This is a genomic window from Acinetobacter sp. 24-47-47 (assembly GCF_057737035.1).
Genome location: NZ_CM173216.1, coordinates 2,948,832 through 2,973,892, shown reverse-complemented (window position 1 = coordinate 2,973,892; position 25,061 = coordinate 2,948,832). Strand labels below are relative to the sequence as shown.

General features: G+C 38.7%; 26 protein-coding genes. 12 read left to right on the top strand and 14 right to left on the bottom strand.

The window, feature by feature from the left end:
• Window positions 1–3: 3 nt before the first annotated feature.
• From nusB to AC1M9E_RS13995, 4 genes are all read right to left on the bottom strand, one after another.
• The gene (gene nusB / locus AC1M9E_RS14010) at window positions 4–453 is read right to left on the bottom strand and encodes a transcription antitermination factor NusB (protein ID WP_035264834.1); all 450 of its coding nucleotides are present in this window, start codon (window positions 451–453) and stop codon (window positions 4–6) included.
• Between the two features lie 3 nt (window positions 454–456).
• A complete protein-coding gene (gene ribH / locus AC1M9E_RS14005; protein WP_035264832.1) occupies window positions 457–927 on the bottom strand; it encodes a 6,7-dimethyl-8-ribityllumazine synthase in 471 nt (156 codons plus the stop codon).
• Between the two features lie 24 nt (window positions 928–951).
• A complete protein-coding gene (gene ribBA / locus AC1M9E_RS14000; protein WP_035264829.1) occupies window positions 952–2,073 on the bottom strand; it encodes a bifunctional 3,4-dihydroxy-2-butanone-4-phosphate synthase/GTP cyclohydrolase II in 1,122 nt (373 codons plus the stop codon).
• A 284-nt stretch (window positions 2,074–2,357) separates the two neighbouring features.
• Entirely contained in the window at window positions 2,358–3,629 is a 1,272-nt protein-coding gene (locus AC1M9E_RS13995; RefSeq protein ID WP_092766563.1) for a hypothetical protein, read from the bottom strand.
• 77 nt (window positions 3,630–3,706) lie between these two features.
• On the opposite strand from AC1M9E_RS13995, the gene serB reads away from it, so the two are divergent.
• The 3 genes from serB (at window position 3,707) to AC1M9E_RS13980 (ending at window position 6,328) form a co-directional block, all read left to right on the top strand.
• Window positions 3,707–4,927, top strand: a complete 1,221-nt coding sequence (serB, locus tag AC1M9E_RS13990; protein ID WP_179999629.1) for a phosphoserine phosphatase SerB — start codon at window positions 3,707–3,709, stop codon at window positions 4,925–4,927.
• A 415-nt stretch (window positions 4,928–5,342) separates the two neighbouring features.
• Window positions 5,343–5,657, top strand: coding sequence for a ciprofloxacin tolerance protein AciT (gene aciT / locus AC1M9E_RS13985; RefSeq protein ID WP_035264816.1), 315 nt, complete (start codon window positions 5,343–5,345; stop codon window positions 5,655–5,657).
• A 191-nt stretch (window positions 5,658–5,848) separates the two neighbouring features.
• Window positions 5,849–6,328 (top strand): SCP-2 sterol transfer family protein, encoded by a 480-nt coding sequence (locus AC1M9E_RS13980; protein ID WP_035264813.1) that lies wholly within the window; start codon window positions 5,849–5,851, stop codon window positions 6,326–6,328.
• Window positions 6,329–6,418: 90 nt separating this feature from the next.
• On the opposite strand, the gene dtd is transcribed toward AC1M9E_RS13980, so the two are convergent.
• Window positions 6,419–6,859: a D-aminoacyl-tRNA deacylase gene (dtd, locus tag AC1M9E_RS13975; protein WP_481607175.1), complete on the bottom strand. Its 441-nt coding sequence runs from the start codon at window positions 6,857–6,859 to the stop codon at window positions 6,419–6,421.
• Window positions 6,860–7,092: 233 nt separating this feature from the next.
• Here dtd and AC1M9E_RS13970 point away from each other — a divergent pair, with 233 nt between their 5' ends.
• The 5 genes from AC1M9E_RS13970 (at window position 7,093) to asd (ending at window position 12,371) form a co-directional block, all read left to right on the top strand.
• On the top strand, window positions 7,093–8,607 hold the full coding sequence (locus AC1M9E_RS13970; RefSeq protein ID WP_481595702.1) for a catalase: 1,515 nt from the start codon (window positions 7,093–7,095) through the stop codon (window positions 8,605–8,607).
• 139 nt (window positions 8,608–8,746) lie between these two features.
• A complete protein-coding gene (locus AC1M9E_RS13965; RefSeq protein ID WP_481607177.1) occupies window positions 8,747–9,250 on the top strand; it encodes an ankyrin repeat domain-containing protein in 504 nt (167 codons plus the stop codon).
• 113 nt (window positions 9,251–9,363) lie between these two features.
• Window positions 9,364–10,566 (top strand): nicotinate phosphoribosyltransferase, encoded by a 1,203-nt coding sequence (gene pncB / locus AC1M9E_RS13960; RefSeq protein WP_481607178.1) that lies wholly within the window; start codon window positions 9,364–9,366, stop codon window positions 10,564–10,566.
• 111 nt (window positions 10,567–10,677) lie between these two features.
• Window positions 10,678–11,526 carry a sulfurtransferase gene (locus AC1M9E_RS13955; protein WP_481590171.1) on the top strand — a complete coding sequence of 283 codons (849 nt, stop codon included), beginning with the start codon at window positions 10,678–10,680 and terminating at the stop codon, window positions 11,524–11,526.
• Complete coding sequence (asd, locus tag AC1M9E_RS13950) at window positions 11,523–12,371, top strand: archaetidylserine decarboxylase (RefSeq protein WP_488224864.1); 849 nt, start codon at window positions 11,523–11,525, stop codon at window positions 12,369–12,371. The genes AC1M9E_RS13955 and asd overlap by 4 nt, the downstream gene beginning before the upstream one ends.
• Window positions 12,372–12,411: 40 nt before the next feature.
• Here asd and phoR read toward each other — a convergent pair whose 3' ends face one another.
• The 3 genes from phoR to AC1M9E_RS13935 all read right to left on the bottom strand — a co-directional run bounded on the left by phoR (window position 12,412) and on the right by AC1M9E_RS13935 (window position 15,409).
• On the bottom strand, window positions 12,412–13,773 hold the full coding sequence (phoR, locus tag AC1M9E_RS13945; RefSeq protein WP_035264800.1) for a phosphate regulon sensor histidine kinase PhoR: 1,362 nt from the start codon (window positions 13,771–13,773) through the stop codon (window positions 12,412–12,414).
• A 10-nt stretch (window positions 13,774–13,783) separates the two neighbouring features.
• Window positions 13,784–14,494: a phosphate regulon transcriptional regulator PhoB gene (gene phoB, locus AC1M9E_RS13940; protein ID WP_035264799.1), complete on the bottom strand. Its 711-nt coding sequence runs from the start codon at window positions 14,492–14,494 to the stop codon at window positions 13,784–13,786.
• A 228-nt stretch (window positions 14,495–14,722) separates the two neighbouring features.
• Window positions 14,723–15,409, bottom strand: coding sequence for a TetR/AcrR family transcriptional regulator (locus tag AC1M9E_RS13935; protein ID WP_035264798.1), 687 nt, complete (start codon window positions 15,407–15,409; stop codon window positions 14,723–14,725).
• A gap of 198 nt (window positions 15,410–15,607) precedes the next feature.
• Here AC1M9E_RS13935 and AC1M9E_RS13930 point away from each other — a divergent pair, with 198 nt between their 5' ends.
• On the top strand, window positions 15,608–16,453 hold the full coding sequence (locus tag AC1M9E_RS13930) for an SDR family NAD(P)-dependent oxidoreductase (RefSeq protein ID WP_035264797.1): 846 nt from the start codon (window positions 15,608–15,610) through the stop codon (window positions 16,451–16,453).
• A gap of 51 nt (window positions 16,454–16,504) precedes the next feature.
• Here AC1M9E_RS13930 and AC1M9E_RS13925 read toward each other — a convergent pair whose 3' ends face one another.
• From AC1M9E_RS13925 to AC1M9E_RS13915, 3 genes are all read right to left on the bottom strand, one after another.
• Window positions 16,505–17,872: an MATE family efflux transporter gene (locus tag AC1M9E_RS13925; protein WP_488224863.1), complete on the bottom strand. Its 1,368-nt coding sequence runs from the start codon at window positions 17,870–17,872 to the stop codon at window positions 16,505–16,507.
• A gap of 104 nt (window positions 17,873–17,976) precedes the next feature.
• Entirely contained in the window at window positions 17,977–19,140 is a 1,164-nt protein-coding gene (locus AC1M9E_RS13920) for a methionine aminotransferase (RefSeq protein WP_481595706.1), read from the bottom strand.
• Between the two features lie 155 nt (window positions 19,141–19,295).
• Window positions 19,296–20,168 (bottom strand): LysR family transcriptional regulator, encoded by an 873-nt coding sequence (locus AC1M9E_RS13915; RefSeq protein ID WP_035264791.1) that lies wholly within the window; start codon window positions 20,166–20,168, stop codon window positions 19,296–19,298.
• A gap of 97 nt (window positions 20,169–20,265) precedes the next feature.
• Here AC1M9E_RS13915 and AC1M9E_RS13910 point away from each other — a divergent pair, with 97 nt between their 5' ends.
• The 3 genes from AC1M9E_RS13910 to thrH are packed head-to-tail and all read left to right on the top strand — an operon-like array spanning window position 20,266 to window position 22,293.
• The gene (locus AC1M9E_RS13910; RefSeq protein WP_035264789.1) at window positions 20,266–21,036 is read left to right on the top strand and encodes a 2OG-Fe dioxygenase family protein; all 771 of its coding nucleotides are present in this window, start codon (window positions 20,266–20,268) and stop codon (window positions 21,034–21,036) included.
• A gap of 3 nt (window positions 21,037–21,039) precedes the next feature.
• Window positions 21,040–21,648 carry a LysE family translocator gene (locus AC1M9E_RS13905; protein WP_035264787.1) on the top strand — a complete coding sequence of 203 codons (609 nt, stop codon included), beginning with the start codon at window positions 21,040–21,042 and terminating at the stop codon, window positions 21,646–21,648.
• A gap of 12 nt (window positions 21,649–21,660) precedes the next feature.
• Window positions 21,661–22,293: a bifunctional phosphoserine phosphatase/homoserine phosphotransferase ThrH gene (gene thrH, locus AC1M9E_RS13900; RefSeq protein WP_092766549.1), complete on the top strand. Its 633-nt coding sequence runs from the start codon at window positions 21,661–21,663 to the stop codon at window positions 22,291–22,293.
• Window positions 22,294–22,480: 187 nt separating this feature from the next.
• Here the strand turns inward: thrH and AC1M9E_RS13895 are convergent, their stop codons facing one another.
• The 3 genes from AC1M9E_RS13895 to AC1M9E_RS13885 are packed head-to-tail and all read right to left on the bottom strand — an operon-like array spanning window position 22,481 to window position 24,955.
• Entirely contained in the window at window positions 22,481–23,788 is a 1,308-nt protein-coding gene (locus AC1M9E_RS13895) for a DUF445 domain-containing protein (RefSeq protein ID WP_092766548.1), read from the bottom strand.
• Between the two features lie 37 nt (window positions 23,789–23,825).
• Window positions 23,826–24,380 carry a CC0125/CC1285 family lipoprotein gene (locus AC1M9E_RS13890; protein ID WP_481607180.1) on the bottom strand — a complete coding sequence of 185 codons (555 nt, stop codon included), beginning with the start codon at window positions 24,378–24,380 and terminating at the stop codon, window positions 23,826–23,828.
• Window positions 24,381–24,415: 35 nt separating this feature from the next.
• Window positions 24,416–24,955 (bottom strand): DUF924 family protein, encoded by a 540-nt coding sequence (locus AC1M9E_RS13885; protein ID WP_035264779.1) that lies wholly within the window; start codon window positions 24,953–24,955, stop codon window positions 24,416–24,418.
• Between the last annotated feature and the right edge of the window lie 106 nt (window positions 24,956–25,061).

The window sequence follows — 25,061 nt, the reverse complement described above, 5'->3', positions numbered from 1 at the left end:
AACTTATTTTGCTTGTTGCTTTTCTGCTTCACGTAGGCTTTGTGCCAAACGGTCTAATACACCATTGATGTATTTATGACTATCTGCACCGCCGAAGTGTTTAGCCAATTCAATTGCTTCATCGAGAACGACGCGATATGGAATTTCAAGATGCTCTTTCAATTCATACGCGCCAAGACGCAAAGTAGCTAATTCAACGCCGTCCAGTGCCGAGATCTCACGATCTAGTACTGGAATTAATAACGCATCCAATGCTTCATGATTTGCAATCACTTGTGTGAGCAACTCGTGATAATAGCTGAGATCCACTTTATGCATGGCATTTTCAGCACGTGTACGTGCTTCAATTTCATGCACAGGGTTGTGGCTCATTTGCCATTCATAAATCCCTTGTACAGCAAAACGACGTGCTTTGCGTTTAGCTGCATAAGTAGCTTGGAGTGTCTGCGACATGCTTTAGATCGCCTTTAGCAAGTTAACCATTTCAATTGCAGTCAAGGCAGCTTCACCACCTTTATTACCTGCTTTTGTACCTGAACGCTCGATGGCTTGTTCAATGCTGTCTGTAGTCAATACGCCATTGATTACAGGTAAACCAGCTTCTAAACCAACAACACCAAGGCCTTTTGCACATTCACCAGCAACAAAGTCAAAGTGAGGAGTGCTACCGCGAATAACTGCACCAAGTGCAATTACAGCATCAAACTTACCAGAATTTGCGAGTTTTTTCGCCACAACCGGAAGTTCCCAAGCGCCTGGCGCGTGAACGACAGTGATATTATCGTCTTTAACACCATGTCGATGCAATGTATCAATTGCACCTTCTAATAAATGTTCAACAACAAAGCTGTTAAAACGACCAACTAGAATCGCGTAACGATCTTCGCTCGCGAGATGTAATAAACCTTCAATACGGCGAATCGCCATAGCAACCTCGATATTTAATAAGAGTTATGAATGAGAGCTCTGATCAGCTGTGATGTATTCGACCACTTCTAAATTAAAGCCAGACAATGCATTGAAGCGTAAAGGTGAGCTCAGGAGCTTCATTTTCTGTACGCCTAAATCACGTAAAATTTGTGCACCCACACCAATGGTTTGGTATTGCTGCGATAAGGCAGCATTTGACTTGGCTGGTTTTGGCGCAGTTAATGCTTCTAATGCTGGACCTAAATCAGACGGCTGACGTTGTCCAATCCATACCAAGACACCACGATCGCTTTGAGCAATTTCTTTTAAAGCACGATCTAAATTCCAAGCTGCTTCACCATCTTGCTTATTAAGCTTTAATAAGTCTCGCGCCGGATTGAAGCCATGAACGCGAACAGTCGTCACACCCTCTTCAGGTTGACCTTTAACCAATGCCAAATGAATATCAGGATTCCCGACTTCACGATAACGGTAAAGATCAAAAGTACCATACTCTGTATCGAGTTTTTGTTGATCCAAACGCTCTACCGTTTGTTCATTGGTCATACGGTAGTGAATAAGATCAGCAATTGTACCAATTTTTAGACCGTGTTTTTCAGCAAAAATTTCAAGGTCAGCACGACGGGCCATAGTCCCGTCTTCATTGATAATTTCACAAATCACAGAAGCTGGTTCAAGACCTGCAAGACGAGCTAAATCACAACCTGCTTCGGTATGACCTGCACGATGGAGCACACCACCTGGTTGTGCCATGAGTGGAAAAATATGGCCTGGCTGAACGATATCTGCTGGTTTTGCATGTGCCGCAACTGCTGTTTGAATCGTGTGCGCACGTTCTGCTGGAGAAATACCTGTAGAAATGCCATTTGCAGCTTCAATAGAAAGCGTGAAGTTTGTCCCGTGTTGAGCGCCATTCGCATCAACCATTAACGGTAAATTTAATTGTTTGCAGCGTTCACGACTTAAGGTTAAGCAAACCAAGCCACGAGCATGCGTGATCATGAAATTAATGTCTTCAGGTCGTACGTGCGTTGCAGCAATAACGAGGTCGCCTTCATTTTCACGATCTTCATCATCCATCAGGATGACCATTTTTCCTGCACGGATATCTGCTACAAGTTCTTCTACAGTATTGAGCGACATCAACCTTCACCTTTTTGTTATGTCATTCTGACATTTGAATAAATTTGTTGCGCGATAGTCTAACGCTTTTTTAGTCAGTTTGCCTATGCTTATGACTGTACCATTCAACACAGTCCAACATACACCTTCATAGCACATTGAAAAGAGAGATAAAATTACCAAGAGAGCAATTTTGTATACAAACTAGACGCTTAGTCTAACTTTTCACGACTGTGAGCTTTTAAAAAGAAAAACCAGATTTAACTTAGCATCAAATCTGGTTTACTTATTAAAATTTAATCTAATTAAGAGCTGATTGTACGATCCGTCGAGGAGCTTTGGGCTTTGCCTTTCAAAATCTCAGTACGGATATTTTGTGCGAGTTCGGCACAGGCTTCGTTCATACCATTAATCATGAAAGCGTGACGAGTTAACACACTGGTCGGATTCGGCATCGGAACCAATTGATAGCATTCACCAATATGCTTTAACTGATCGTGGGTCAAATATAGCGCCATTTCTTTCGCAATCAGGTGATGTGTGAGTCTTTCCGCCGCTTGTACTGAATCGAGTTGCATTGCCTCCACTGGTGCGGTTACAGCACAACGTGTTTGCAATACGAACCGTTTATCTTCACGGTAACGTTTATAGAGTACTTCTGACAATAATTGAAACACCGAACCAATCATTAAGATGCAAGCAATCGAGTTATTCTTGAGTGAAGAAATACTGATGACAGCGCCTTGTTGATCAAAACTACGATTCACAACGATATCATCAACATTCAAATGATAATGCGCTGTACACAGTTCGATGCTCTTATTTAAGAAAATTTGACATAAATTAAAATAAGGTAAAGAGACAGATTTGTTGACCGTATTAATTAATTGTTTCGGATCATAAAATTGGATATTCAGTGATAAAGCATCCTGATCTAACTGCAGAGTCGGTACTTTTGGCGTAATTGCAGCTTGTTCTTTATTTTGCTCTGGCGTATGAGGTTGTTTAGGCTGACTCTTTTCCAGTTCTAATGCTTCAGTGAGCAGCTTGATCTCATGACGTAAACGGGACTCATTATTTAATCTCGCAAGATATTCGCTACGCGTAGGGCGAGCAATGGCACGATAAGCCAACCATAATAAGCCATGAATAAAGAGTGACGAGAGGATCGCCAGCCATTGTGTTCTTAATATTTCACCGATACTTGGTTTAACCAATGTGATTTCCACACTGCCAATTTTCTTTTCATTTTGTAGTGCATCTCGAACGAAGATTTCACCCTGACGCGTCTTAGACAAGCCTGCAGTTGCGAGAACTTGATCTCCTGTGCCAAGAATACGTATATATGCAACACTTGGATTCGTTGCATAGCGATTGGCTAATAAGGCAAGAGATACAGTATTAGCAGGTTCAAGTTCAGTTAAGCTATCTGCGACCAGTTGAGTCGTCATTAGCAAACCTTGGCTTGCACGGTTTTCATTTAATTGATGTGTCGTTGCAATAACCAATAAAAAGGTATGCAAGGCAAAACTTACAATCAGCAGGCTAGCAAATAGCCCTTGTCTAGGCGCATTCAACGTAAACTTCCAAAGAAAATTAATTCAATTTCGATTATGATTCTTACAATATTCGTAGCTCAGACCCGAGTCAATTCATGCGAGAAATCATTCTTATTTCATTTTTAGGACCTGACCAACCGAATCAGTTTACTCGATTGATGCAGGTGTTGTCCGTACATTCTTTGCAAATTTTAGATGTAGGACAAGCAGTTATCCATAACCAATTGACTCTCGGCATCGTGGTTGCCTCCGAAGACCAGACAGCAACGGCTTTGGCCATGAAGGATATTCTGATTTTAGCACACGATATTGGTCTTACTGTGCGCTTTAAACCGATCGATTCAGAAGATTATGAGCAATGGGTGAAAGAAGGTGGGCGTACACGATATATTGTGACAGCATTGGCACCTGAACTTACTGCAGCACATTTGCAAGCAGTGACTAATATTGTTTCGAGTCAAGGCTTTAATATTGAAACAGTCACCCGTTTGTCTGGACGCCCAACGTTAAATCATTTTGAAAATGAACCAAAACGTGCTTGTGTGCAATTTGGTTTGAGCGGTCAGATGTTAGATGCTGCAGCGATGCGAGCGGCATGTTTAAGTTTATCAAATGACCTTAGTGTCGATGTTGCAGTACAAGAAGACACGCCGTACCGTCGTAATCGTCGTTTAGTTTGCTTTGATATGGATTCAACGCTGATCGAACAAGAAGTGATTGATGAGCTTGCAATTGAAGCAGGTGTCGGTGCACAAGTCGCAGAAATTACTGAGCGTGCTATGCAAGGTGAGCTGGACTTTCAGAGCAGTTTCCGTGCGCGTGTGGCGCTACTGAAAGGTATGGATGCTTCTGTATTGCCTAAAATTGCAGAACGTTTAACGATTACTGAAGGTGCAGAACGTCTTATTTCAACCCTGAAATCTTTGGGTTATCGTACGGCTATTTTATCTGGTGGCTTCCAATACTTCGCTGAATATTTACAAGCAAAACTTGGGATTGATGAAGTTCATGCCAATATCTTGGATGTTCAAGATGGGCAGGTCACTGGCGAAGTTAAAGGGCATATTGTGGATGGCGCTCGTAAAGCATTTTTATTAGGCCAAATTGCGGATGAAATGGGCATTTCACTTGAGCAAACGATTGCAGTAGGTGATGGTGCGAATGATTTGCCAATGCTCTCTATAGCGGGCTTGGGCGTTGCATTCCGTGCTAAACCATTGGTGCGTCAAAATGCAAATCAAGCCATCTCAAGTGTTGGTTTGGATGGTGTTCTGTACCTGTTAGGTGTACATGATAAAGATTTAAGTCGAGCTTAAAATCAAAAAAAAAGCTTATTAAAAAGGCGACCAAATGGTCGCTTTTTTTTATCTAAGTGAATCATTCTTAGACAAATTTTAATCAGCTAAGTTCAGACGAAAAAACAGATGGTCATCATCGAAAAAAAGATGTTTTTGACAAAAAATTACGAGGTATTTTTTTGTAATGACACGCCAAGTTTGACTGATTCTGACTCTATGAAAAATGTCTAATCTTAAAAAATGTAATGACAAAAGAATGTTGCGACAATATGTGTCGCTTACAAAAGCATCAGGTCTTTTTTTCTGAAAAAAACTCACCATAATGCTTTCATAGACGCCAACAAGACCATTGAAGAAAGTGAAGCGTTATTTAATTTTTTGTGAAACACCATTAGGCAGTATTTGAAACATCTAAATTTTGACGGAGATTTTTATGGTCACTTTAACTTTTGCAACGATACTCGGATTTGCTCTGATCGCTGTAGCATTGGCGGCCGTATTCTTTTCACCTTATCGTCATTGGCTAGGGTTTATGTTGGCGGGTATGGTCTTCTGGGGTTTACTTGAAGGTATTCGTTATAGTGTCCAACACGTCTTTGACATGTCTTTGGCATATAGTTATTTAACAGCGATTAGCTTAGCCATGGTGGCTTTAACGGCTTTCTTACTTCGCGAAGATAGTCGTGCGCAAAAGGCTTTAGAAAATCGTCGTTATATTGAACACACTCCTGTATATGAGGACGATTAAATCCTACTCATGACAAATGATATGTAGACCAAAACTGCGTGGTAACAATTTTATATTTAAAGGTGTATCAAAATGATATACCTTTTTTTTGCCTATACGTTTTGTTAAACAAAGCTGCATTTCCTTACTTATAAGATATGCTAGGATGAATCAATTATTTTTTGATATTAAAAAAACGGACTTAGATTGTCATGAAACTATCTTCAATACCTGTTGTGAAATTACCTATCGTTGATGCAAGCACAGATCCACTAGACCTTTTGGTGTTAGGTTTGGCGTTGCGTATGAAACAATTGTCACGTACGAGTCCAAAATTTATTGAGTTAATTCATGATCGTGAGTTCCGTATTCAAATTGGTACAGATCTAGGTGTTGCACGTCAGATTTTAGTCAACAATGGCCAGATTGATTCTGTTTCAGGTGATGCAGAGAAAGCAGATTTCGTACTTCAGTTTGCTGATAGCGAGCAAGGTGTTAAAACCCTGATGAAAGGTGATCCAACTGCATTCATGACGGGTATGCAAAATGGCAGTATTAAAATGGAAGGTGATTTCAGCTTATTGGTATGGTTTAACCAAGTCGCTAAATTAATTCCACCGAAAATTCCTAAACCTGTAAAAGAAAAAATACAATTTGCTCGTCAATTTATTAAAGAAAAGACGGGTAAGTAATACAGCACCTATACGGACTTTTCTCGTTTTGATTCTAAAAATGAGTATTTAAATGCAAGAGAAAAAGCCCTCATCAGAGGGCTTTTCTAGTCATTCAACTTCAAGATTGAAGGTTACCGGACCATCATTGATGAGATGCACTTTCATATCCGCTGCAAAGATTCCTGTTTGTACATGTTCAAACTGAGATTTTGCATATTCAACTAACTGTTCATACAGTTCTTTTGCTTCGAGAGGCGGCATTACAGGGCCGAAGTCAGGACGCAAACCTTTTTGGGTTTGTGCCATCAGGGTAAATTGCGAGACTAATAATAATCCGCCTCCGGCTTGGCTAAGATTCCAACCCATTTTTCCTTGGTCATCATCAAAAAAACGGTATTTTAAAATCTTATCGATGAGCTTCTTACCTTTTTCAAAGTTATCTTCTTTGCCAATACCAATAAAAACTAAAATCCCTTTTTCGATTTGACCAGTAATCTCACCATCCACAACGACTTTTGCTTCAAGGACGCGTTGGAGTAAAGCACGCATAATTCAACCAAGTTTGATGTTTTTTAATTCAAATGAATTGTATCAAATTGGAAAAAAGAAAAGGGATAAAGTCGTCATCTATCCTCATAAGTCATTGATAAAAAAATAATTAATTGGGGTATATACTTTTGATCTAATAAAGCGATTGAAATAATAAAAATTAACCTTTTTACCAATTTTGTTAAAGAAGGTAATTTACGCGTGCAGGAAAGGTAAATTTGAGAGAGAAAACGATGTTTAAGCGTTCAATGTTGGTTGCAATGCTTGCAACTGCGACAGCAGCATCAGCTGCACCATTAACAAAAGATAACGGCGCACCAGTGGGTGATAACCAAAATTCAATCACTGCAGGTCCAAATGGTTCTGTATTATTACAAGATGTACAGTTGATTCAAAAACTTCAACGTTTCGGTCGTGAGCGTATCCCTGAGCGTGTTGTACACGCACGTGGTACGGGAGCTTATGGTGAATTCGTTGCAACTAAAGATTTATCAGATCTTACTATTGCTTCACTTTTCAAAGCAGGTACGAAAACTCCAGTATTCTTACGCTTCTCTACAGTAATTCATGGTAAGCATTCTCCAGAAACTTTACGTGACCCACATGGCTTCGCAATTAAGTTTTATACTCAAGAAGGTAACTGGGATTTAGTTGGTAACCAAACGCCTGTATTCTTCATTCGTGATGCGATCAAGTTCCCAGACTTCATCCACGCAATGAAACCAAGCCCAATTGACAACGTTCAAGACGCTAATCGCGTATTTGACTTCTTGTCTAGCCAGCCATGGGCAACAAATATGTTGACTTATGTATATGGTAACCAAGGTGTTCCTACGAGCTACCGTGAACAAGACGGTTTCGGTGTACATGCATTTAAATTGTACAACGACAAAGGCGAATATAAATACGTTAAATTTAACTTCCGTTCTAAGCAAGGTGTTAAAGGTCTAAACGTTAAAGAAGCTGCTGAATTACAAGGTAAAGACTTCAACCACTTAACGAATGATCTTTATAAGAACATCAATGCGGGCAATTTCCCGAAATGGGATCTTTATATCCAAGTATTGGATCCTAAAGATTTGAATAGCTTCGATTTCGATCCACTTGATCCAACTAAAATCTGGCCTACTGATTTAGTACCAGAAACAAAAGTAGGTACGTTAACGCTTAACCGTATGCCTAAAAACTTCTTCCAAGAAACGGAACAAGTGGCAATGGCTCCGGGTAACTTAGTACCAGGTATCGAGCCATCAGAAGACCGTCTGTTACAAGGTCGTATCTTCTCTTACTCTGATACACAAATGTACCGTTTGGGTGCAAATCACCAGCAAATTCCAGTAAACCGTCCATTGGTAAATGTGAACAACAATAACCAAGATGGTTATATGAATGTTGGTGCAACTTCATCTAACGTGAACTATGAACCAAGCCGTATGGAGCCAAAACCATCGACTCCTAAAGCACGTGCTGTTGAAACTCCACTTTCTGGCACAGTTCAGCAACGTGGTGTGAAAGAGCAAAACTTTAAGCAAGCGGGTGATTTATACCGTTCATACTCTGCTAAAGAGAAATCTGACCTCATTATGAACTTAGCAGCTGATCTTGGTAACGTAAAAGATTCAGAAACTAAACACATCATGTTGTCTTATTTCTATAAAGCAGATGCGGATTACGGCACACGTATGACTAAAGCTGTAAACGGTAACTTAGCGACTGTTAAAGCGAAAGCGGCAGCTTTAAAAGACTAATCAAGATTAGTCCTTGAATTGGTGATTAGGGTCTAAGGTGTCACCTCAAAAAAGTCCTGTAAAACTCAATTCCTTTCCTGCAACCCTAGGGGAGTTTTACAGGCACTCGTTATCGAATTTAAACTCAGGTGAGGGAAGAATGAAAAATATTGTATATAGTTTATTAATCGCTTTACTGAGTTTAAGTTCAGTAATGCTTCACGCTCAAACGACGTCTGTCAGTAGCTCACAACAATCAGATCAGAAAGAAGTGATTGACTTATTTTTTGCAGCAGCGAAAACAGGAAACAAAGAAGTTATTCATGAATTTTTGAAACATGGGTTTCCAGTCAATATTAAAAACCATGCTGGTTTTACACCATTAATGATGGCGACCTACTATGGTCATCAAGATATTGTAACGACTCTATTGGAAAACGGCGCAGACCGCTGTGCTCGTGATAATAAGGGTAATACAGCTTTGATGGGTGCTATCTTTAAGCTTGAATGGTCGATTGCCAAACAATTACGCCAGGTCGATTGTGATGCTCAAGCAAAACAGACAGGACACAAGACCACAGAAGAATTCGCAAAAGTTATTGGGCAAGATAAAGCATTGAAAGCTTTGACTGAGTCATATAGTCAAGACAATACAAAAAAATAATCAGTTTAAGTTTTAGTAATTAGTCGAATAATCTTCGACAATTACTAAAACGAGCTATGAATCGCAACAAAATGTGCTTTAATGCAATAAGTTGCTAAAAACTGAAAAATAATATGTCTGCCATTATTCAATCCTTACTTGATACTGACTTGTATAAATTCACGATGTTACAAGTGGTATTACATCAATTTCCTCAAACGGATAGTGTCTATCAATTTCGTTGTCGTAACCTTGAAGATACAGCCTATCCACTCGTGAATATATTAGAGGAACTGAACGAACAGTTAGATTTACTGTGTCAGCTCAAATTTAAAGAAGATGAATTACAATATTTAAGAAGTTTACGCTTTATTAAAAGTGATTTTGTAGACTATTTAGAATTATTCCAACTTAAGCGCCGCTTTATTAAAGCCAGTATCGATGATCAAGGCCGTTTAGATATTCGTATCGAAGGACCTATGGTTCAAGCAATGATGTTTGAAATTTTCGTGCTTGCAATCGTCAATGAACTCTATTTTCGTCGTATTCGCGATAAGCAGGTATTGGCAGAAGGAGAGCGCCGTCTTAAAGCTAAAATTGAATTGTTGAAACACTATGAAAGTAGTCAACAACCGAATGATCCACCATTTCTTGTTTCCGATTTTGGAACACGCCGTCGCTATAGTTTTGACTGGCAGAAACATGTGGTGGAAGAGTTTAATAAGGCTGCACCACATATTTTTCGTGGCACAAGTAATGTTTTATTGGCAAAGCAGTTGGGTATTACACCCATTGGTACGATGGCACATGAATTTTTACAAGCTTTCCAAGCACTGGATGTTCGCTTACGTGATTTCCAAAAAGCTGCACTTGAAACTTGGGTGCAGGAATATCGCGGAGATTTAGGTATTGCACTGACAGATGTTGTTGGTATGGATGCATTCCTAAGAGACTTTGATTTGTATTTTGCCAAATTGTTTGATGGTCTACGACATGACAGTGGTGATCCATATGAGTGGGGCGATAAAGCCTACGCACATTATAAAAAATTAAAAATTGACAGCAAAACTAAAATGCTCACTTTCAGTGATGGTCTAAACTTAGAGAAGGCATGGGATTTGCATCAATATTTTAAAGATCGTTTCCAAGTCAGTTTCGGGATTGGTACTAACCTCACCAATGATATGGGACAAACTGCTTTGAATATTGTTTTAAAGTTAGTCGAATGCAATGGTCAATCGGTAGCTAAACTCTCTGATAGTCCAGGAAAAACGATGACTGATAATGATACCTTCCTCGCATATTTGCGTCAGGTATTTGATGTTGAGTCTCCTTAATCATAATTTCCCTTTTCTGATTTTTTGCTAATACCATGCAAAAAATCAGAATAATTTTGAAAAAGTCTTGTGCTAAGATTTGAACAAGGCCAATAGAACTATTCAATAAATATGACCACTAACGCTTTTGATTTCGGTCTGCTCATTGAAGCAGAACAACTTGTTCCTCATTTAGGAAGTGAAAAGTTACGTATTGTTGATTTGACCCGAAGTTCGGTCTATGAGCAATTACATATTCCGCATGCTATACATCTGAAGCCAAAATTTTTAGTGCGCCAAGAGGAACAAACTACGGGTTTATTGCCTGATGATGAAGGGCTTCAGCAGCTAGTCGAGATATTAAACATATCACCTGAGCATCATGTCGTGGTCTATGATGATGAAGGTGGGGCATGGGCTGGTCGACTGATCTGGAATCTACACTGTATGGGTTTTTATAACACCAGTTTATTAAATGGTGGTATTCATGCATGGTTAGGCGCCAACTATCCTACTTCTTCAGAAGTTGAAGAGGTTCAGCCAGTCACATGTCTTTTTCAAGTTAAGACATCCAATGTTGATCAACACCGTATTGATTATTCAACTTTAATAAAAAAAATTGAAAATAAAACTTGCCAAGTATGGGACTGCCGAACGGCTGAGGAGTATACCGGGCAACGTCTCGCGGCACGTCGTGGTGGACATATTCCAACGGCTAGACATTTTGAGTGGAGTACTGCACTTAATCGTCAAAATCATTTAAAATTGCACCCCTTAGAACGCACGCAACAACGTTTAGAACAATTGGGCTTTCAATTTGATCAGCCAGTCGTCGTATATTGTCAGTCTCATCACCGTTCAGGTTTAGCTTACATTATTGGTCGATTACTGGGTTGGGATATCCAAGCTTATGATGGTGCGTGGAGCGAGTGGGGCAACCGCCTCGACAGTCCAATCATTACTGGAGAGTCACCTGAGTGAGTCTGACAAATTTAAAAAAGAAACTATTTATTCAAGCGCAGCAAATCGTCCCGCAACAAAAACTCAGCCGTTTGGTGGGTAAAGTCGCAGCTAGTGAAAACCCAGTATTAAAGAATGTTGTCATTCAAGCATTTAAAGCAAAATATGGCATTGATATGTCAATTGCTGAGCAACAAAATGCCTTGAAATTTAAATCCTTTAATGAGTTTTTCACTCGCTCTTTGAAAACAGGCGTTCGTTTAATTGATCCTAATCCTAAAAGTGTCGTGTCACCTGCAGACGGTGCAATTTCACAATTAGGTAAAATCAATGAGGGCGATATTTTTCAGGCAAAAGGTCAAAGCTTTTCAGTTGAAAAGTTAATTGGTGATCCTCAATTGGCAGCACCATTCAAAAATGGTGAATTTGCAACAGTGTACTTATCACCGCGTGATTATCATCGTGTGCATATGCCTTATTCTGGTACATTGACTGAAACTTTATATATTCCAGGTGAATTATTTTCAGTCAACCAAACTACAGCTGAAAATATTCCGGGTTTGTTTGCACGTAATGAACGAATGGTATGTTTATTCGATACTGATATTGGTCGTATGGCTGTTGTTTTAGTTGGCGCAATGATTGTTGCTGGAATTGAAACTGTTGCGACAGGTAAAGTAAAACCAACAGGTCGCTTAGAGCTGAACCATCATGCGATGAAACTTGAAAAAGGTGATGAGCTCGGACGTTTTTATTTGGGTTCAACGGCTGTAGTTTTGTTTGAGAAAGATAAAATGCAATGGGACCAAGCATTTAAGGCGAACTCAACTGTAGTAATGGGTGAAGCGTTGGGTCATCTTATTTGAGTATATCTTTTGAATAAGAAAAGCGCCTAAGGCGCTTTTTTTATTCGTGCATTTTATACAAGCGTTCTTTGGGAAACACGGCAATAAATGTAGAGCCTTCGTTTTCTTTCGACTCGATTTCAATATGTGCGCCATGTTGCATAAGTACGTGCTTAACGATGGCAAGGCCTAAACCAGTACCACCTGTTTGACGACTGCGTGCACTATCCACACGATAAAAACGCTCAGTTAAACGCGGTAAGTGTTTTGGATCAATTCCAATACCAGTATCCTGAACAGAAAAATAGCCACGTTCTCCATCATCATGCCAGCCGATGGTGATGGTGCCACCTTTCGGGGTGTACTTTATGGCATTGGTAATTAAGTTGCTAAATGCACTCGCCAATTCCATATCTGAACCAATTAAGTCACAGTGGCTGTCTATATCAAGGTTAAGTGTATGACCATAATCAATATTGTAAGCTTGCGCATCATCAAACAGATGGTTCATTAAACTTGGCATTTCGATAATTTGATTTTTCGCAATTTGTTTTTCATTTTCTAAACGAGACAAAAGCAAAAGATCATTGACCAATGCATTCATGCGTTTAGTTTGCGATTGCATTTGTTCAAAGGCACGTTTCCAGCGCGGATTGATATCTTCTTGATCTGTGAATGTTTCGATATACCCACTTAACACTGTGAGTGGTGTTCTTAATTCATGTGAAATATTGTCAACAAAATCTGAACGCATTTGCTCGAGATTTTTCATACGGGTAATGTCGTGCGCAACTAAGAGGCGACTTTCATTGCCAAAGCGAGTCAGTTTAATTTGCGCATACTTATTATCATGGTTCACCAATTTAATTTTTACACCATCTGGTGCTTGATGGGTATTATGAAAATACTCAATAAAATCAGGTTGGCGAATAATCGTGAGCAGGTTACGGCCACGATCAACAGCTTGAATCCCAAATAGTTTTTCCGCAGCAGGATTCCACCATTCGATTTGATGGGAATCATCCGTAAGAATAATCGCTTCTGATAAAGCTACGAGAGAAGATTGAGTTCGATCGATCAGTCCAACCATTTCAGACTGAACAATACGTTCTTGGCGTTGAGCCCGATATACATTGAACAGTAATGCCCCCCAGATTCCATTTAAATTTGGTGGTACATCGTAAGGACGATTCGAAATCCAATCATTGACTAAATATAATGAGCGTAATTGGATACCAAAAAATATGAGACAGGCAATGCCTAAGCATATCCAAAGATAGCCAATCCCTAACCCGATACAGCCCGCAATAATCAGTAGAAATACCAGTAAACGTAAGTCTTGCTTGGCAAAAGTCCATAAACTGCTATATAGAAACTTTTGATGTTCACGTGCCAATTCTGGGACGGGGTAGGGTTCGTACATAAAATCTAAATTAACCTAAAGCAACATCAGCTCGTGTTGAAAAACGATAGCCAGTACCACGCACAGTTTGAACATAACGGTCTGCACCATAAGGTTCGAGCACCTTACGTAAGCGACGGATATGGACGTCGATGGTTCTGTCTTCAATATACACATTTCCACCCCATACCTGATCAAGTAATTGAGCACGGGTATAGGCACGTTCTGGATGAGTCATAAAGAATGCCAATAGACGATATTCTGTTGGCCCCATATCAAGAATATTTTGATTATAGCTGACACGTTGGCTTACTGGGTCAAGAATTAAGCCATTTGCATCAATGGTTTTTTCGCCATTTAACGCATTTGCACGTCTTAACACCGCTTTAATACGGGATACCAACTCACGTGTTGAAAATGGTTTTGTCATATAGTCATCTGCTCCAGCATCAAGACCTTGAACTTTATGGTCTTCTTCGCCACGCGCAGTCAACATAATGACTGGAATTTCTGAAAGTGTTTCATCACGCTTAAGGCGACGACACAAATCTACGCCACTCACGCCACCCGGTAACATCCAGTCGAGTAGGATAAGCGCTGGACGTTGATCAACAATCATTTGATGTGCTTGTTTCGCATCTTCTGCTTCCAAGCATTGAAAGCCTGCCATATCTAAAGAAGTATGGATCATTTCCCGAATTGGGAGCTCGTCGTCGACAATTAAAATGTAGTCATCTTTCACAACGCAATATCCTATGATGAACGGTGAACCGTTTTATATTTATGACAGGCTTATTACAAAGATTAATTATGACAGTATCATTGCAAGATGGAAATCGAAGTTAAATATAGCAATGTTTTGTGACAATTAGGCTGATATTTTGTCTCATTGATATTTATTAATCTAAAATTAAATCAATATCTTAAATTTACTTACGATTTGTCACAATTTCTTCATCTTAATTTGATGCTACTTTTTCATTAGATCATTCAATAGGGCGAGAAAAACGGTTTTACATGCCTGAACGACCTCAGCACGTGGAAGTTTAAAACCACCTACTACCCAGCGAACAGCAACTTGAGTGACATAGCCATTTAGACCAGTTGCAATCAAGGAGATCTCTTTTTCAGTGAGATGGGTATGTGGCATCATTAATGTGACAAAGGCATGAATCATTCGGTCGAAACGGCCCATTGTTTCTTGAATGGTTGCATGATTATGAAGTTCTTGGACGAGCATTGCATCAATATAAATAATCCGAGCGGTACGCGGATCATCTTCTAAAAAACTAAAGAACGCATTTAGACCTGCATCAATCATGTTTAGAGGCTCAGGAGAGGCTTTCATAATAGCTTGCATTAATGTTTGTTGAAGCTTCTCAATCAGTTCTAAAAAGATCGTTTGGAATAAGTTTTCACTTTTCTTAAAAGATTCATAAAAGTAACGTTCAGTTAATTTCGCTTGTGTGCAAATATCTTTAACGGTTACTGAGAAAAAACCATGAGTTCCATATGCTTCAATACCCGCTTCAATAAGTTTCTCACGGCGTGCTTGTTTGCGTTCAGTTAAGGACATCCCTTTAAATTGACGCTCTTTTGCGGGAGGCTTTTCAATCGCTTGCTCGTGTTCTGATGGAGTGAGGTTCTCTGGGTTCATAGCAATTCGAGTCTTTTTATAAAAGTGTTATGCTGCGGTCAGTATAGAGTACTGATCAGCTAAAGATACTAAATTGGCCTATAGTAACAATAAAAATGGTCGATAGTTACATTGACAATAATAATTGTCAAAATTATAGTGAACATGAATGACCCAGATCAACGCTGTGGTGCATAAAAATCAAAAAAAGGATTCACAATGAAAAATTTTAAAAACAAAGTGGCTGCAATCACAGGTGCAGGTTCTGGTATTGGTCAACAACTTGCAGTGTTACTGGCTAAGCAAGGTTGTCATTTGTCTTTAAGTGACGTAAATGAAAAGGGCTTAGCAGAAACAGTTGAACTGACGAAGAATGCAAATGTACGAGTCACAACCAAGAAAGTAGATGTTGCGAATCGTGACGAAGTTAAAGCATGGGCGGCTGAAACTGTACAGAATCATGGTTCAGTGAACATGATTTTCAACAATGCTGGGGTGGCATTGGGTTCGACCGTTGAAGGCGCAACATACGAAGAGTTGGAATGGATTGTTAATATTAACTTTTGGGGTGTCGTGTACGGCACTAAAGAATTTTTACCGTATATTAAAAAAACAGGTGATGGACACATTATCAACATTTCAAGTTTATTCGGTTTAACTGCGCAACCCACTCAGTCTGCTTATAATGCAACTAAATTTGCTGTACGTGGTTTCACTGAATCTCTTCGTCAAGAGCTAGATATTGAAAATGTGGGTGTGAGCGCGCTGTGCGTACATCCAGGTGGCATTCGTACCAATATTGCGAAAGCTGCAAAAATGAATGACAGTTTAAAATCTTTGGGCATGAATCCACAGAAATCTGCACAGACATTTGATAAGTTATTACGTTGTCCACCTGAAGAAGCAGCGCGTCAAATTCTAGAAGCAGTACAAAAAGATCGCCGTCGTTTACTGATTGGCAACGATGCGAAAGTGATTGATTTGATGCAACGTGTGATGCCAACGGGCTATCAAAAAGTGACTGCATTTGCGACTAAAATGAGTAAACGTTTCGATTCTAAATAATCGTTAAAAAAACCCGCGTCATGCGGGTTTTTTATTTTCCTGATTTCTAATTTAAATCAGTACTTGGACAGTTTTCTTTTTCCAAACAAATTGATAATACAAACCTTGCATCACACATAAGCAAACGAAAGCCAAAGCATAGGCGTACCAGATTCCCGCCAGCCCCCACCATGTGCTAAATAGATAAGCTGCTGGGAGTTCTATACAAAGTATGGCCACTATATTGATGATCATTGGCATAGTGACAGTGCCACTTGCACGCATAATTGAGGCGAAAATAGCACTCGCGCCAAAAAATAAAATTGACCACAGCACAATAAACAATAATTGTTGCCCGAGTATCACAACTTTATCATCTGTAATAAATAATGCCATGAGATATTTTGAGAACAAATAAGCCAAGATTACGAGCCCGCCTGTAAAGACAAAATTCATGCCCAGTGCTGTTTTAGTTACACGTGATAAAGAATCCGCTTTACCTGCACCAATCGCTTGAGCCCCAAAAATAGAAGCGGCAATTGCGATAGACAGAGCAGGGAATTGGATATAGTTCAAAACCTGATTGACTGCGCCATAAGCAGCTGTTGCTTCTGAACCATAGCGATTGACCAAGCCGACAATGACTAAACCTGCCACAGAAGTCGTGACCATTTGAATGCCAGTAGGAACGCCAAGCCTGAGAATAATTTTGCTTAGTTCAGGATTGTGGCGTACATGTTTACACATTGCTAAATCTGGACGTAATGGATGATTTTTTTTATTTAAATAAACGTACAGAAAAATAAGCACGGCCAGATAACCCACAATCGTGGCGATGGCAGGTGCAATGATACCCAATTGAGGAAATCCAAAATATCCAGCGATGAGAACAGGGGTAATAAAGAGCCCAATTAAACTGGTCATTCCCAAAGCGATGAGAGGTGTAATGCTATCACCGACACCACGTAAGATAGAGGTATAAATAATATAAATAAAAAGGAGTGGGCTACCTGCTAACATCCATTGAACATAAGGCAAAGATAAATGCATGACACTTGGGTCTGTGCCCAAGGCCTCAAGAATGTGGCGTGCAGATAGAACACCTAAAATGGCAATAATCGTCCCGCCGATCAATGTCATAAAAATAGTAGAGCCGACAACCGCTCTTACTTTTTCTAAATTTTGTGCTCCCCACGCTTGACCAACCAATACCGTCGAGCCAGCCGAAAGCCCAATTACAAAAGCCAAGAGACAGAACAAAATAGGGAAGAAGACGGAAACAGCAGCAATTGCTTGAACGCCCATCATTTGCCCGACGAAGATCGTATTAATTGTGCCGGATAAATTTTGCAGGATATTGGTTGCAATCAGCGGAACTAAAAAAACTAAAAAAACTTTCCAGAAACCAGGTTCATCAATCGGCCGTAAGGTTCTCGCCATATATAAGTCTTATCCATTATTGTTTTCTATATCAACGGATTGACCTTAGCACCTTATCATTCAAATTGCTTTAGTAATAAAGTAATCCGTCTCGTCTCTTTTCGTTATTGTGATTGAACCTTCGTTAAAATTTCTCCTGCAAGATGCAAGGTTTCCTCTCGTTTTGCAAAACAGACCCGAATGAGCTTCAGATCTTGAGGTGGCTGTTGATAAAACACTGATATAGGAATCGCTACCAGTTTGTGTTGTTCTGCAAGATATTGGCACATTTCTATATCTGTGAGCTCAGGTCTTAGTGTACTGAAATCTAAGTTTTGAAAATAAGTTCCTGGTGACGGCACATATTGAAATTTTGAATGTTGAATTCCATGGATGAATAAGTCACGTTTAGCTTGATAAAAATTGGGGAGATCTAAAATATGTTCAGGATGTTGTTCGATGAATTGATTAAGCGCGATTTGAATCGGATGGACACCACAGAAATTGGCAAATTGATAAATTTGACGAAATACTTTCATCAGTGCCTGAGGTGCAACGCAATATCCAGTTTTCCAACCAGTAACATGAAACGTTTTTCCGAATGAACCAATCACAAAACTACGATCTCGAAGTTCAGGAAAACTAAGCGCAGAATAATGTTGTTGACCATCAAACACTAAATGTTCATAGACCTCGTCAGATAGTACACAAATGTTTTTATCCTGAATCAACTCGATCAGTTGTTGCCAATCTTGCTTGGACCAAATTGCACCTGAGGGATTATGTGGTGTATTTACAATGATTAATCGCGTTCGTTCATTTATTCGATCTTTCACCACATTCCAGTCAACATGGAAGTCTGGATGTACCAAGTTGATATGGATCGCTTGCGCCCCAGCGAGTTTCACTGCAGGTGCATAACTATCATAAGCAGGATCGAAAATAATTACTTCATCTCCAGCATTTACAACAGCTTGAATCGCACACAAAATTGCAGTCGTTGCACCAGGTGTAATGGTGATTTCGCTGATCGGGTCTAAATCGACTTGGTCTCGTTGGCAGAATTGGGCTGCAATTTTTTGTCTTAAACTCAGCAGACCGTCACCAGGTGGATATTGGTTATAGCCTTGTTGTGTGGCTTGAGCTAAAGCTGCAATTAATTCAGGAGGAGGTGGAAAATCAGGAAAACCTTGAGAAAGATTTAACGCGTTCAACTTTTGGGCGAGTGCTGACATCACGCTAAAAATAGTGACACCTAAGTCTGGTAATTTAGATTCAATTTTAATCATGCTGGATAGTAATATTTAGCCCGTTTCTTCGTAGTTTAGCAGTTGAAATGCCTGCACTAAATACAAATATCTGCGACATATTCGTTTTAATTTTCATAAGATTCTAATGATCTTCAATTAAGTTTAAAACCTTAGATGATCTATGTGATCTCATGTTAAAAATGATTGATCTGACTTTGTTTCATTTCATTTTTTAACCAATTTAAAAAAATAATCTTCCGAGGATCTTCAATAAATCTAGTATGGGACAGTAGATAATAGGCAGAACCATCCTGAAGAATTGGTGTTATTTTTTTTACAGACTTGAGCTCTAATTCTTTTTCAATCATGTAGATAGAAATGATCGTCTTTCCTAGGCCAGCCAAGCAGCCTTCTAAACATAAGTAAAAATGCTCTAATTCTATTTTGGAATGTTTCTTCAGAATATCTTTGAGTTCATCCAATTGGTGTAATTTTTTTGAAAAATAAGGGCGTGATTTAGAAATTAACAATTCTTTGGTTTTAGGGTGGTGAGATGCTTGGACTGCCACAATATATTCATCGCCAATTTTCTCACTAAACAGATGCGATCCCCATTCAAAATCATTTCTTCGTATTGCGATATCGATATTATCTTTTTCAAAGTCGACTACACCACCACCTGTGAGCAAAACCACTTCAAAATCATGTCCAAGTTTTTTAAATTCAACAAGTCGTGGAATTAACCACTTCATCGAAATGGTTGGTTCACAGGACAGTACCAATTGTTTGTTTTCAGTTTTATTTTGAGTTAGTCCAATTAAACAATCATCCAATTGATTGAAAATATTCTGAGCGCAATGAAAAAGAGTTTCTCCTTCTTTGGTGAGTATCAAGGTTTTATTTCGTCGTTCAAATAATGTGATATTTAATATTTCTTCGAGATTGTAAATTTGCTTACTGACGGCACTTTGCGTAACAAATAATTTCTTTGCTGCAATCGTGACACTGCTGTATTTAGCGACAAAATAAAAAAACTTCAGTGAATTCAAAGATATTTTTTCTATCATTCCAAAAACTCATATATTTTTAGTCGATTTTATTGATTTTATTTTTTTAACTTTTGTTCAAAATGAAGATTACCAAAAGCAAAATAAAGCTAATACAATGGAAAATATATTAAAATTCAGTCCATTTAACAAGCAGCATCTCCATGAATACACATATTCAAAAGAGATAATCAAAAAGGGTTATGCGTTTATTGATTTAAATACATTCCAAGAAATACAGAAAAATAATAATTTTCACGATGTTAATGAGCAAGATGTCAGTGATTTTATAGACAGTTGGAACGCTCTAGATTTAGATCAATTTATGTCGGATAAAGGTAAATATCGAACAAGAAAACATGCAACTTTTACTATTAATGATAAGCATAAAATTTTACTGAAAAATTCTTATATTCCTCATTTTCAGACGATTGAATACAACACTTTGAATGGTGGAATTGCGAGATATTTTTCAGAGATTGATAAAAATACAATTGAAAATCCAATTTTTAGAAATTTACTACAATTCGCATATCTCACCTTTTCAGAAATTGAAACTGAAAATTGGTTTATCGAAGCGCATCAATTTCGCATTGAAGCAAAATTTAACGATAGTGGTAAGCCAACCCCTGAGGGGATACATCGAGATGGGGTGGATTTCGTTTTAATGGCCATGATCAACCGTCAAAATGTTCAGGGTGGAATGACCCGAATTTATGACTTAAATAAGAATTTGAAAGCAGAATTTATGCTTGAAAATTTTTTAGATATCGCACTTGTGGATGATCATCAGGTCTATCACAGCGTAACGGAAATCAAAGTCAATGATTTTACGTTGGGTGATACTGGATTAAGAGATGTATTAGTGATCACGTTTAAAAAGGCATAATGAATGGGTGAGTTTATAGCAGTTATTCTCATCACCATACTCGCTGTTGTGAGTCCTGGTGCTGATTTTGCTATCGTGACAAAAAACAGTTACTTATATGGTAGAAGGATAGGTGTTCTCACTTCACTGGGAATTTCTTTAGGTGTTTTGATTCATGTGACTTATACGCTTATTGCTGTCGCATTTGTCATGGCGTATACACCTCAAATTCTAAATATTGTGAAGTATATTGGAGCCATCTATCTCATCTATATCGGTTATAAAACTTTTGTACAAAGTCCGGTTGTCGAGACGTCATCAACTGCTGCAATTAATCCTTTTCAAGCAGTGAAATATGGCTTTTTCACCAATGCACTTAATCCTAAAACGACTTTATTTGTGATTAGTACATACACTCAGATCATCAGTGTGAGTACGCCGAAAGCGATTCTGGTCGGTTATGGGCTATTTATGTCTTTTGCTCATTTTTTATGGTTTGGATTGGTGGCTTTGCTTTTTTCATCGATTGTTTTAAGACAGAAAATGTTAGCTAAGCAAGTACAGATTAACAGAGTGATTGGAACTGTATTATGTCTGCTAGGGATAGCACTTCTGTTTGCTAAATTTCAATAATAGGGTAGCAATATGAAAAAGATGGCTTTTATCGATATGGAAGGTGTTCTTGTCCCTGAAATATGGAAACACTTTTCAAATGTATACAATATCCCAGAGTTGGCGATTACAACTCGAGAAGTTGCAGACTATAAGTCTCTGATGGAATTCAGAATTAATTTACTGAAAGAAAATAAAATTCCTTTAAAACAATTAATCGATGACATTAAAGAACTGGATGTCATTCCAGATGCTAAGGAGTTTTTAGAATATTTGCAAAAGGCTGAAAATTTTGAAGTTAACATTATTTCAGATTGCTTTTATGAGTTTTTATTTCCCTTTTTTGAAAAATTAAATCTTCCTGTTAAAAATACATATTGTCATCACTTAGAAATTGGACCAGATGGATTTATAGAAAATGTTCTGTATACACGAGATAAAGGGAAACATGAAATTATTGTAAAGTTCCAAAAAGAAAACGTTTCAATGACCAATAGTATTGCGATCGGTGATGCATTCAATGATTTTTCGATGTTGCATTTAGTTGATTATGGTTTTTTATTTCAACCCTCAGAAGACGTGAGAAAGAACTCCCCAGCTTATTTTTGTAAAGTAGACTCTTATCAAGATATTATTTCACATTTAAATCGTAAAAAAATTATGTAACCTTATAATATTATTATGGTTTATATAAGATGAAGCAGATAGGAATGACTCTAGTGATAGCTTAGTTCTTTAAATGGATTAAGAATAATAAATACAGCCCATTCATGCACAAATGGGCTTTTTGATGACGTCAATTCACAATGAATTCAATTTTAGTCAGCGACCAAATTTAAATTTCATTTCTAAGTTAAATCAAAAATTCAACTGCTGCTCGGATGATCCCTAACACTAAACCGATAAATGCACCAACGACAACACCGTTGACGCGAATCATATGTAAGTCACCACCGACTTCATTTTCAATTTTATCAATCATTTCTCGTGAGTCCCATTCGTGAATGCGTTCACTGATAAATAAAATGACTTTTTCGCTGTATTGATCACTGAGATTGACTGCCATTGAACTCATTTTTTCATTTAATAATTGGCGTAATGCAGGATTGGAAATGATGTTTTGACCGACTTGTTGAATCGCAACACGTAAATTTTCAGCTATACCTGAATCTGCTTTCTCCAAATCTTCACGAATGGCATTGCACAGAATGACGACGGCACCAGTAATAAAATTTAAAACTTGAGGACTATCTAACAATGCATTTTTAGTTTCATTTAATTTAAGACTCGCCTGACTTTCAGGATTTGCCAGTTCAGTCATTAAATGCTGTGCAATACTCTCAATTTTTTGACGCCATGGATGCTCTGGATCTGCCAACATTGACTCGACACGCTCTATTAAAGAGTCAATCGTTCTTTGTTGAACATCGATACCGATCCAACTTGCGCCTTTGGCTAAACGCCACACTCCGAGTTCTTTAAATAGGGTGCGGGTTAGCTCCCGAGTTTGTTCAGGATGTGAAGTCACCCAACCGTGCGCAACATCGAGACCACGTTGTAAAACATCTTGGTGGAAGTCATTTTCTAATACGGCACGAATCATTTCACTGGCCAGGGTATTGATTTGAGTGTTCTTTACCCATTGCACACTGTTAGTTTGAATAAACCTACCGACTTGTTCTTGTCCAACAAACTCAAAAACTTTAGGCACTGTCTGTTGAATCACTTGAGTCACTTGACGATTGTTATCTGGATTGGCTAGCCATTGTCCTACTGCCAAACTCACATCTGTTTGACTCAAGCTTTTTGCCACAATCTGTGGCGATAGGAAGTTTTCTTGAACAAAACGTCCCATGGATTCTGCAATACGCGCTTTGTTACGTGGAATAATTTCGGTGTGATCTTTTAAAAACTTAGGAATAGGGATACGGCCGAATGGGTTCCGAAACAAAACCGTAATGGCATACCAATCTGCTAAACCACCAACCACACCTGCTTCAGCAGACAACATTAAAATATGAATAAGCCAAACATATTCTGGAAAAATTTTGGCAGCCACCATGAGCGATATCCAAGCCAATACAGCGACAACCAGTGCGATCATGGCAAACCGTTTGCTTCGATCCAGACTAGGGGTAGTCATTGTTGGTGATGCACTCATGCATAATTCCTATGTAAGCTGTTGTATTAATATTATTTTATTGTGATTGAGAAGGCTGTGTTTGTACAGGCAGTACGTCGCCTGTAGCACTTAAACCATATTTAGACCCTAAGGCCTGTAAAATTAAACGTGCATCAAAAGCATCTTGAGGTGCTGTTTTTTGATCTTTAAAACAGGTGATGGTATAGGCTACTTGAACTGGTTCTAAACTGACCACCTGTGGCACATCATAAAAAGGATCAAAGAACATAGGATGTCTACGATATCCATAACCATACGGGTAAGGATTGGAATAAACCACAGCTTGACGAGGTGGTTGTTGTGTGCGATTGCTTGGATCATCTTGGACTTTAAAAAAATGAAAGCCCTGTTTGACCGTTGTTTGTGCAGCTTTAAGTAAGGTTATTTCTTCAGCTGTACCATAGCTCATGTTAGATGAGCCTTGAAAACTAATACGATACGTTGATTGGTTCAAGGGAATAGTTGCGAATTGCCCAAGCTGATCAAATGTACGCGGTTTACTTGGCGTCGTGACACAACCAGACAGCAAGAGCATGCCAGATAATCCCAAAATCATGCATAAGTTTTTCATTTCGCTCTCCTGAAGTCTGTTGTGTCAATATCAATTTAGAAGCTACTGTTTGGCTGTTTTAAGAATTCTATTTCCTCAGGCGTAGAGAGACGATTTAAAATTTCATTACGATGAGGATAGCGGCCGAAACGTTCAATGATGACTTGATGCTTTTTCTCAAAGTCTAAATTTACAGGGTTGCCTAATGCCTCAAACAAACGAAGCGCTTGAGTGTGAATGATTTTTGATTCGCTATGCATGAAAGGCATATATAAAAAGCTACGTTGTTCAGGTTCCAGTTCGAGATCTAAACCAAGACGAACCGCTTCTTGAGCTAGCCCAAGTGCTAATGGATCTTGGGCAAAAGATTCAGCTTTGCCACGATAAACATTACGAGAAAATTGATCCAAGACAATGATTTCTGCTAAGCGTCCTAAAGCAGTTTCCCGCCATGTCCATAGTTCGCCTGCGGCAGCTTGTTGGATGGTGTGACCAAATTGCGCTTGAATAAGTTGATCGAAAGCATCGCTTTTCGCAAACCAATGCGGTTGAGTTTCAGCACTGAACCAAAAATCTATAACGTTGTGATAATTCATATTCTTTACAGTTTGTTAGCATTTATTCTGCAATAAAATCACAAATTTCAGATGTCTTAAAGACTAAGATTGTGTTAAAAATTTGCCAAAATAAAAGGTTTATCCA

Excerpts from the sequence above, each read along its gene's own strand:
- AC1M9E_RS13895 (WP_092766548.1), bottom strand. The coding sequence starts at position 23,788 with ATGAGTGCATCACCAACAATGACTACCCCTAGTCTGGATCGAAGCAAA.
- nusB (WP_035264834.1), bottom strand. The coding sequence starts at position 453 with ATGTCGCAGACACTCCAAGCTACTTATGCAGCTAAACGCAAAGCACGT.
- AC1M9E_RS13935 (WP_035264798.1), bottom strand. The coding sequence starts at position 15,409 with ATGAACCCAGAGAACCTCACTCCATCAGAACACGAGCAAGCGATTGAA.
- aciT (WP_035264816.1), top strand. The coding sequence starts at position 5,343 with ATGGTCACTTTAACTTTTGCAACGATACTCGGATTTGCTCTGATCGCT.
- AC1M9E_RS13980 (WP_035264813.1), top strand. The coding sequence starts at position 5,849 with ATGAAACTATCTTCAATACCTGTTGTGAAATTACCTATCGTTGATGCA.
- phoR (WP_035264800.1), bottom strand. The coding sequence starts at position 13,773 with ATGTACGAACCCTACCCCGTCCCAGAATTGGCACGTGAACATCAAAAG.
- thrH (WP_092766549.1), top strand. The coding sequence starts at position 21,661 with ATGAAAAAGATGGCTTTTATCGATATGGAAGGTGTTCTTGTCCCTGAA.
- pncB (WP_481607178.1), top strand. The coding sequence starts at position 9,364 with ATGTCTGCCATTATTCAATCCTTACTTGATACTGACTTGTATAAATTC.
- AC1M9E_RS13925 (WP_488224863.1), bottom strand. The coding sequence starts at position 17,872 with ATGGCGAGAACCTTACGGCCGATTGATGAACCTGGTTTCTGGAAAGTT.
- AC1M9E_RS13905 (WP_035264787.1), top strand. The coding sequence starts at position 21,040 with ATGGGTGAGTTTATAGCAGTTATTCTCATCACCATACTCGCTGTTGTG.
- AC1M9E_RS13920 (WP_481595706.1), bottom strand. The coding sequence starts at position 19,140 with ATGATTAAAATTGAATCTAAATTACCAGACTTAGGTGTCACTATTTTT.
- AC1M9E_RS13955 (WP_481590171.1), top strand. The coding sequence starts at position 10,678 with ATGACCACTAACGCTTTTGATTTCGGTCTGCTCATTGAAGCAGAACAA.
- AC1M9E_RS13915 (WP_035264791.1), bottom strand. The coding sequence starts at position 20,168 with ATGATAGAAAAAATATCTTTGAATTCACTGAAGTTTTTTTATTTTGTC.
- dtd (WP_481607175.1), bottom strand. The coding sequence starts at position 6,859 with ATGCGTGCTTTACTCCAACGCGTCCTTGAAGCAAAAGTCGTTGTGGAT.
- AC1M9E_RS13890 (WP_481607180.1), bottom strand. The coding sequence starts at position 24,380 with ATGAAAAACTTATGCATGATTTTGGGATTATCTGGCATGCTCTTGCTG.
- ribBA (WP_035264829.1), bottom strand. The coding sequence starts at position 2,073 with ATGTCGCTCAATACTGTAGAAGAACTTGTAGCAGATATCCGTGCAGGA.
- AC1M9E_RS13970 (WP_481595702.1), top strand. The coding sequence starts at position 7,093 with ATGTTTAAGCGTTCAATGTTGGTTGCAATGCTTGCAACTGCGACAGCA.
- ribH (WP_035264832.1), bottom strand. The coding sequence starts at position 927 with ATGGCGATTCGCCGTATTGAAGGTTTATTACATCTCGCGAGCGAAGAT.
- serB (WP_179999629.1), top strand. The coding sequence starts at position 3,707 with ATGCGAGAAATCATTCTTATTTCATTTTTAGGACCTGACCAACCGAAT.
- AC1M9E_RS13965 (WP_481607177.1), top strand. The coding sequence starts at position 8,747 with ATGAAAAATATTGTATATAGTTTATTAATCGCTTTACTGAGTTTAAGT.
- AC1M9E_RS13930 (WP_035264797.1), top strand. The coding sequence starts at position 15,608 with ATGAAAAATTTTAAAAACAAAGTGGCTGCAATCACAGGTGCAGGTTCT.
- AC1M9E_RS13885 (WP_035264779.1), bottom strand. The coding sequence starts at position 24,955 with ATGAATTATCACAACGTTATAGATTTTTGGTTCAGTGCTGAAACTCAA.
- AC1M9E_RS13910 (WP_035264789.1), top strand. The coding sequence starts at position 20,266 with ATGGAAAATATATTAAAATTCAGTCCATTTAACAAGCAGCATCTCCAT.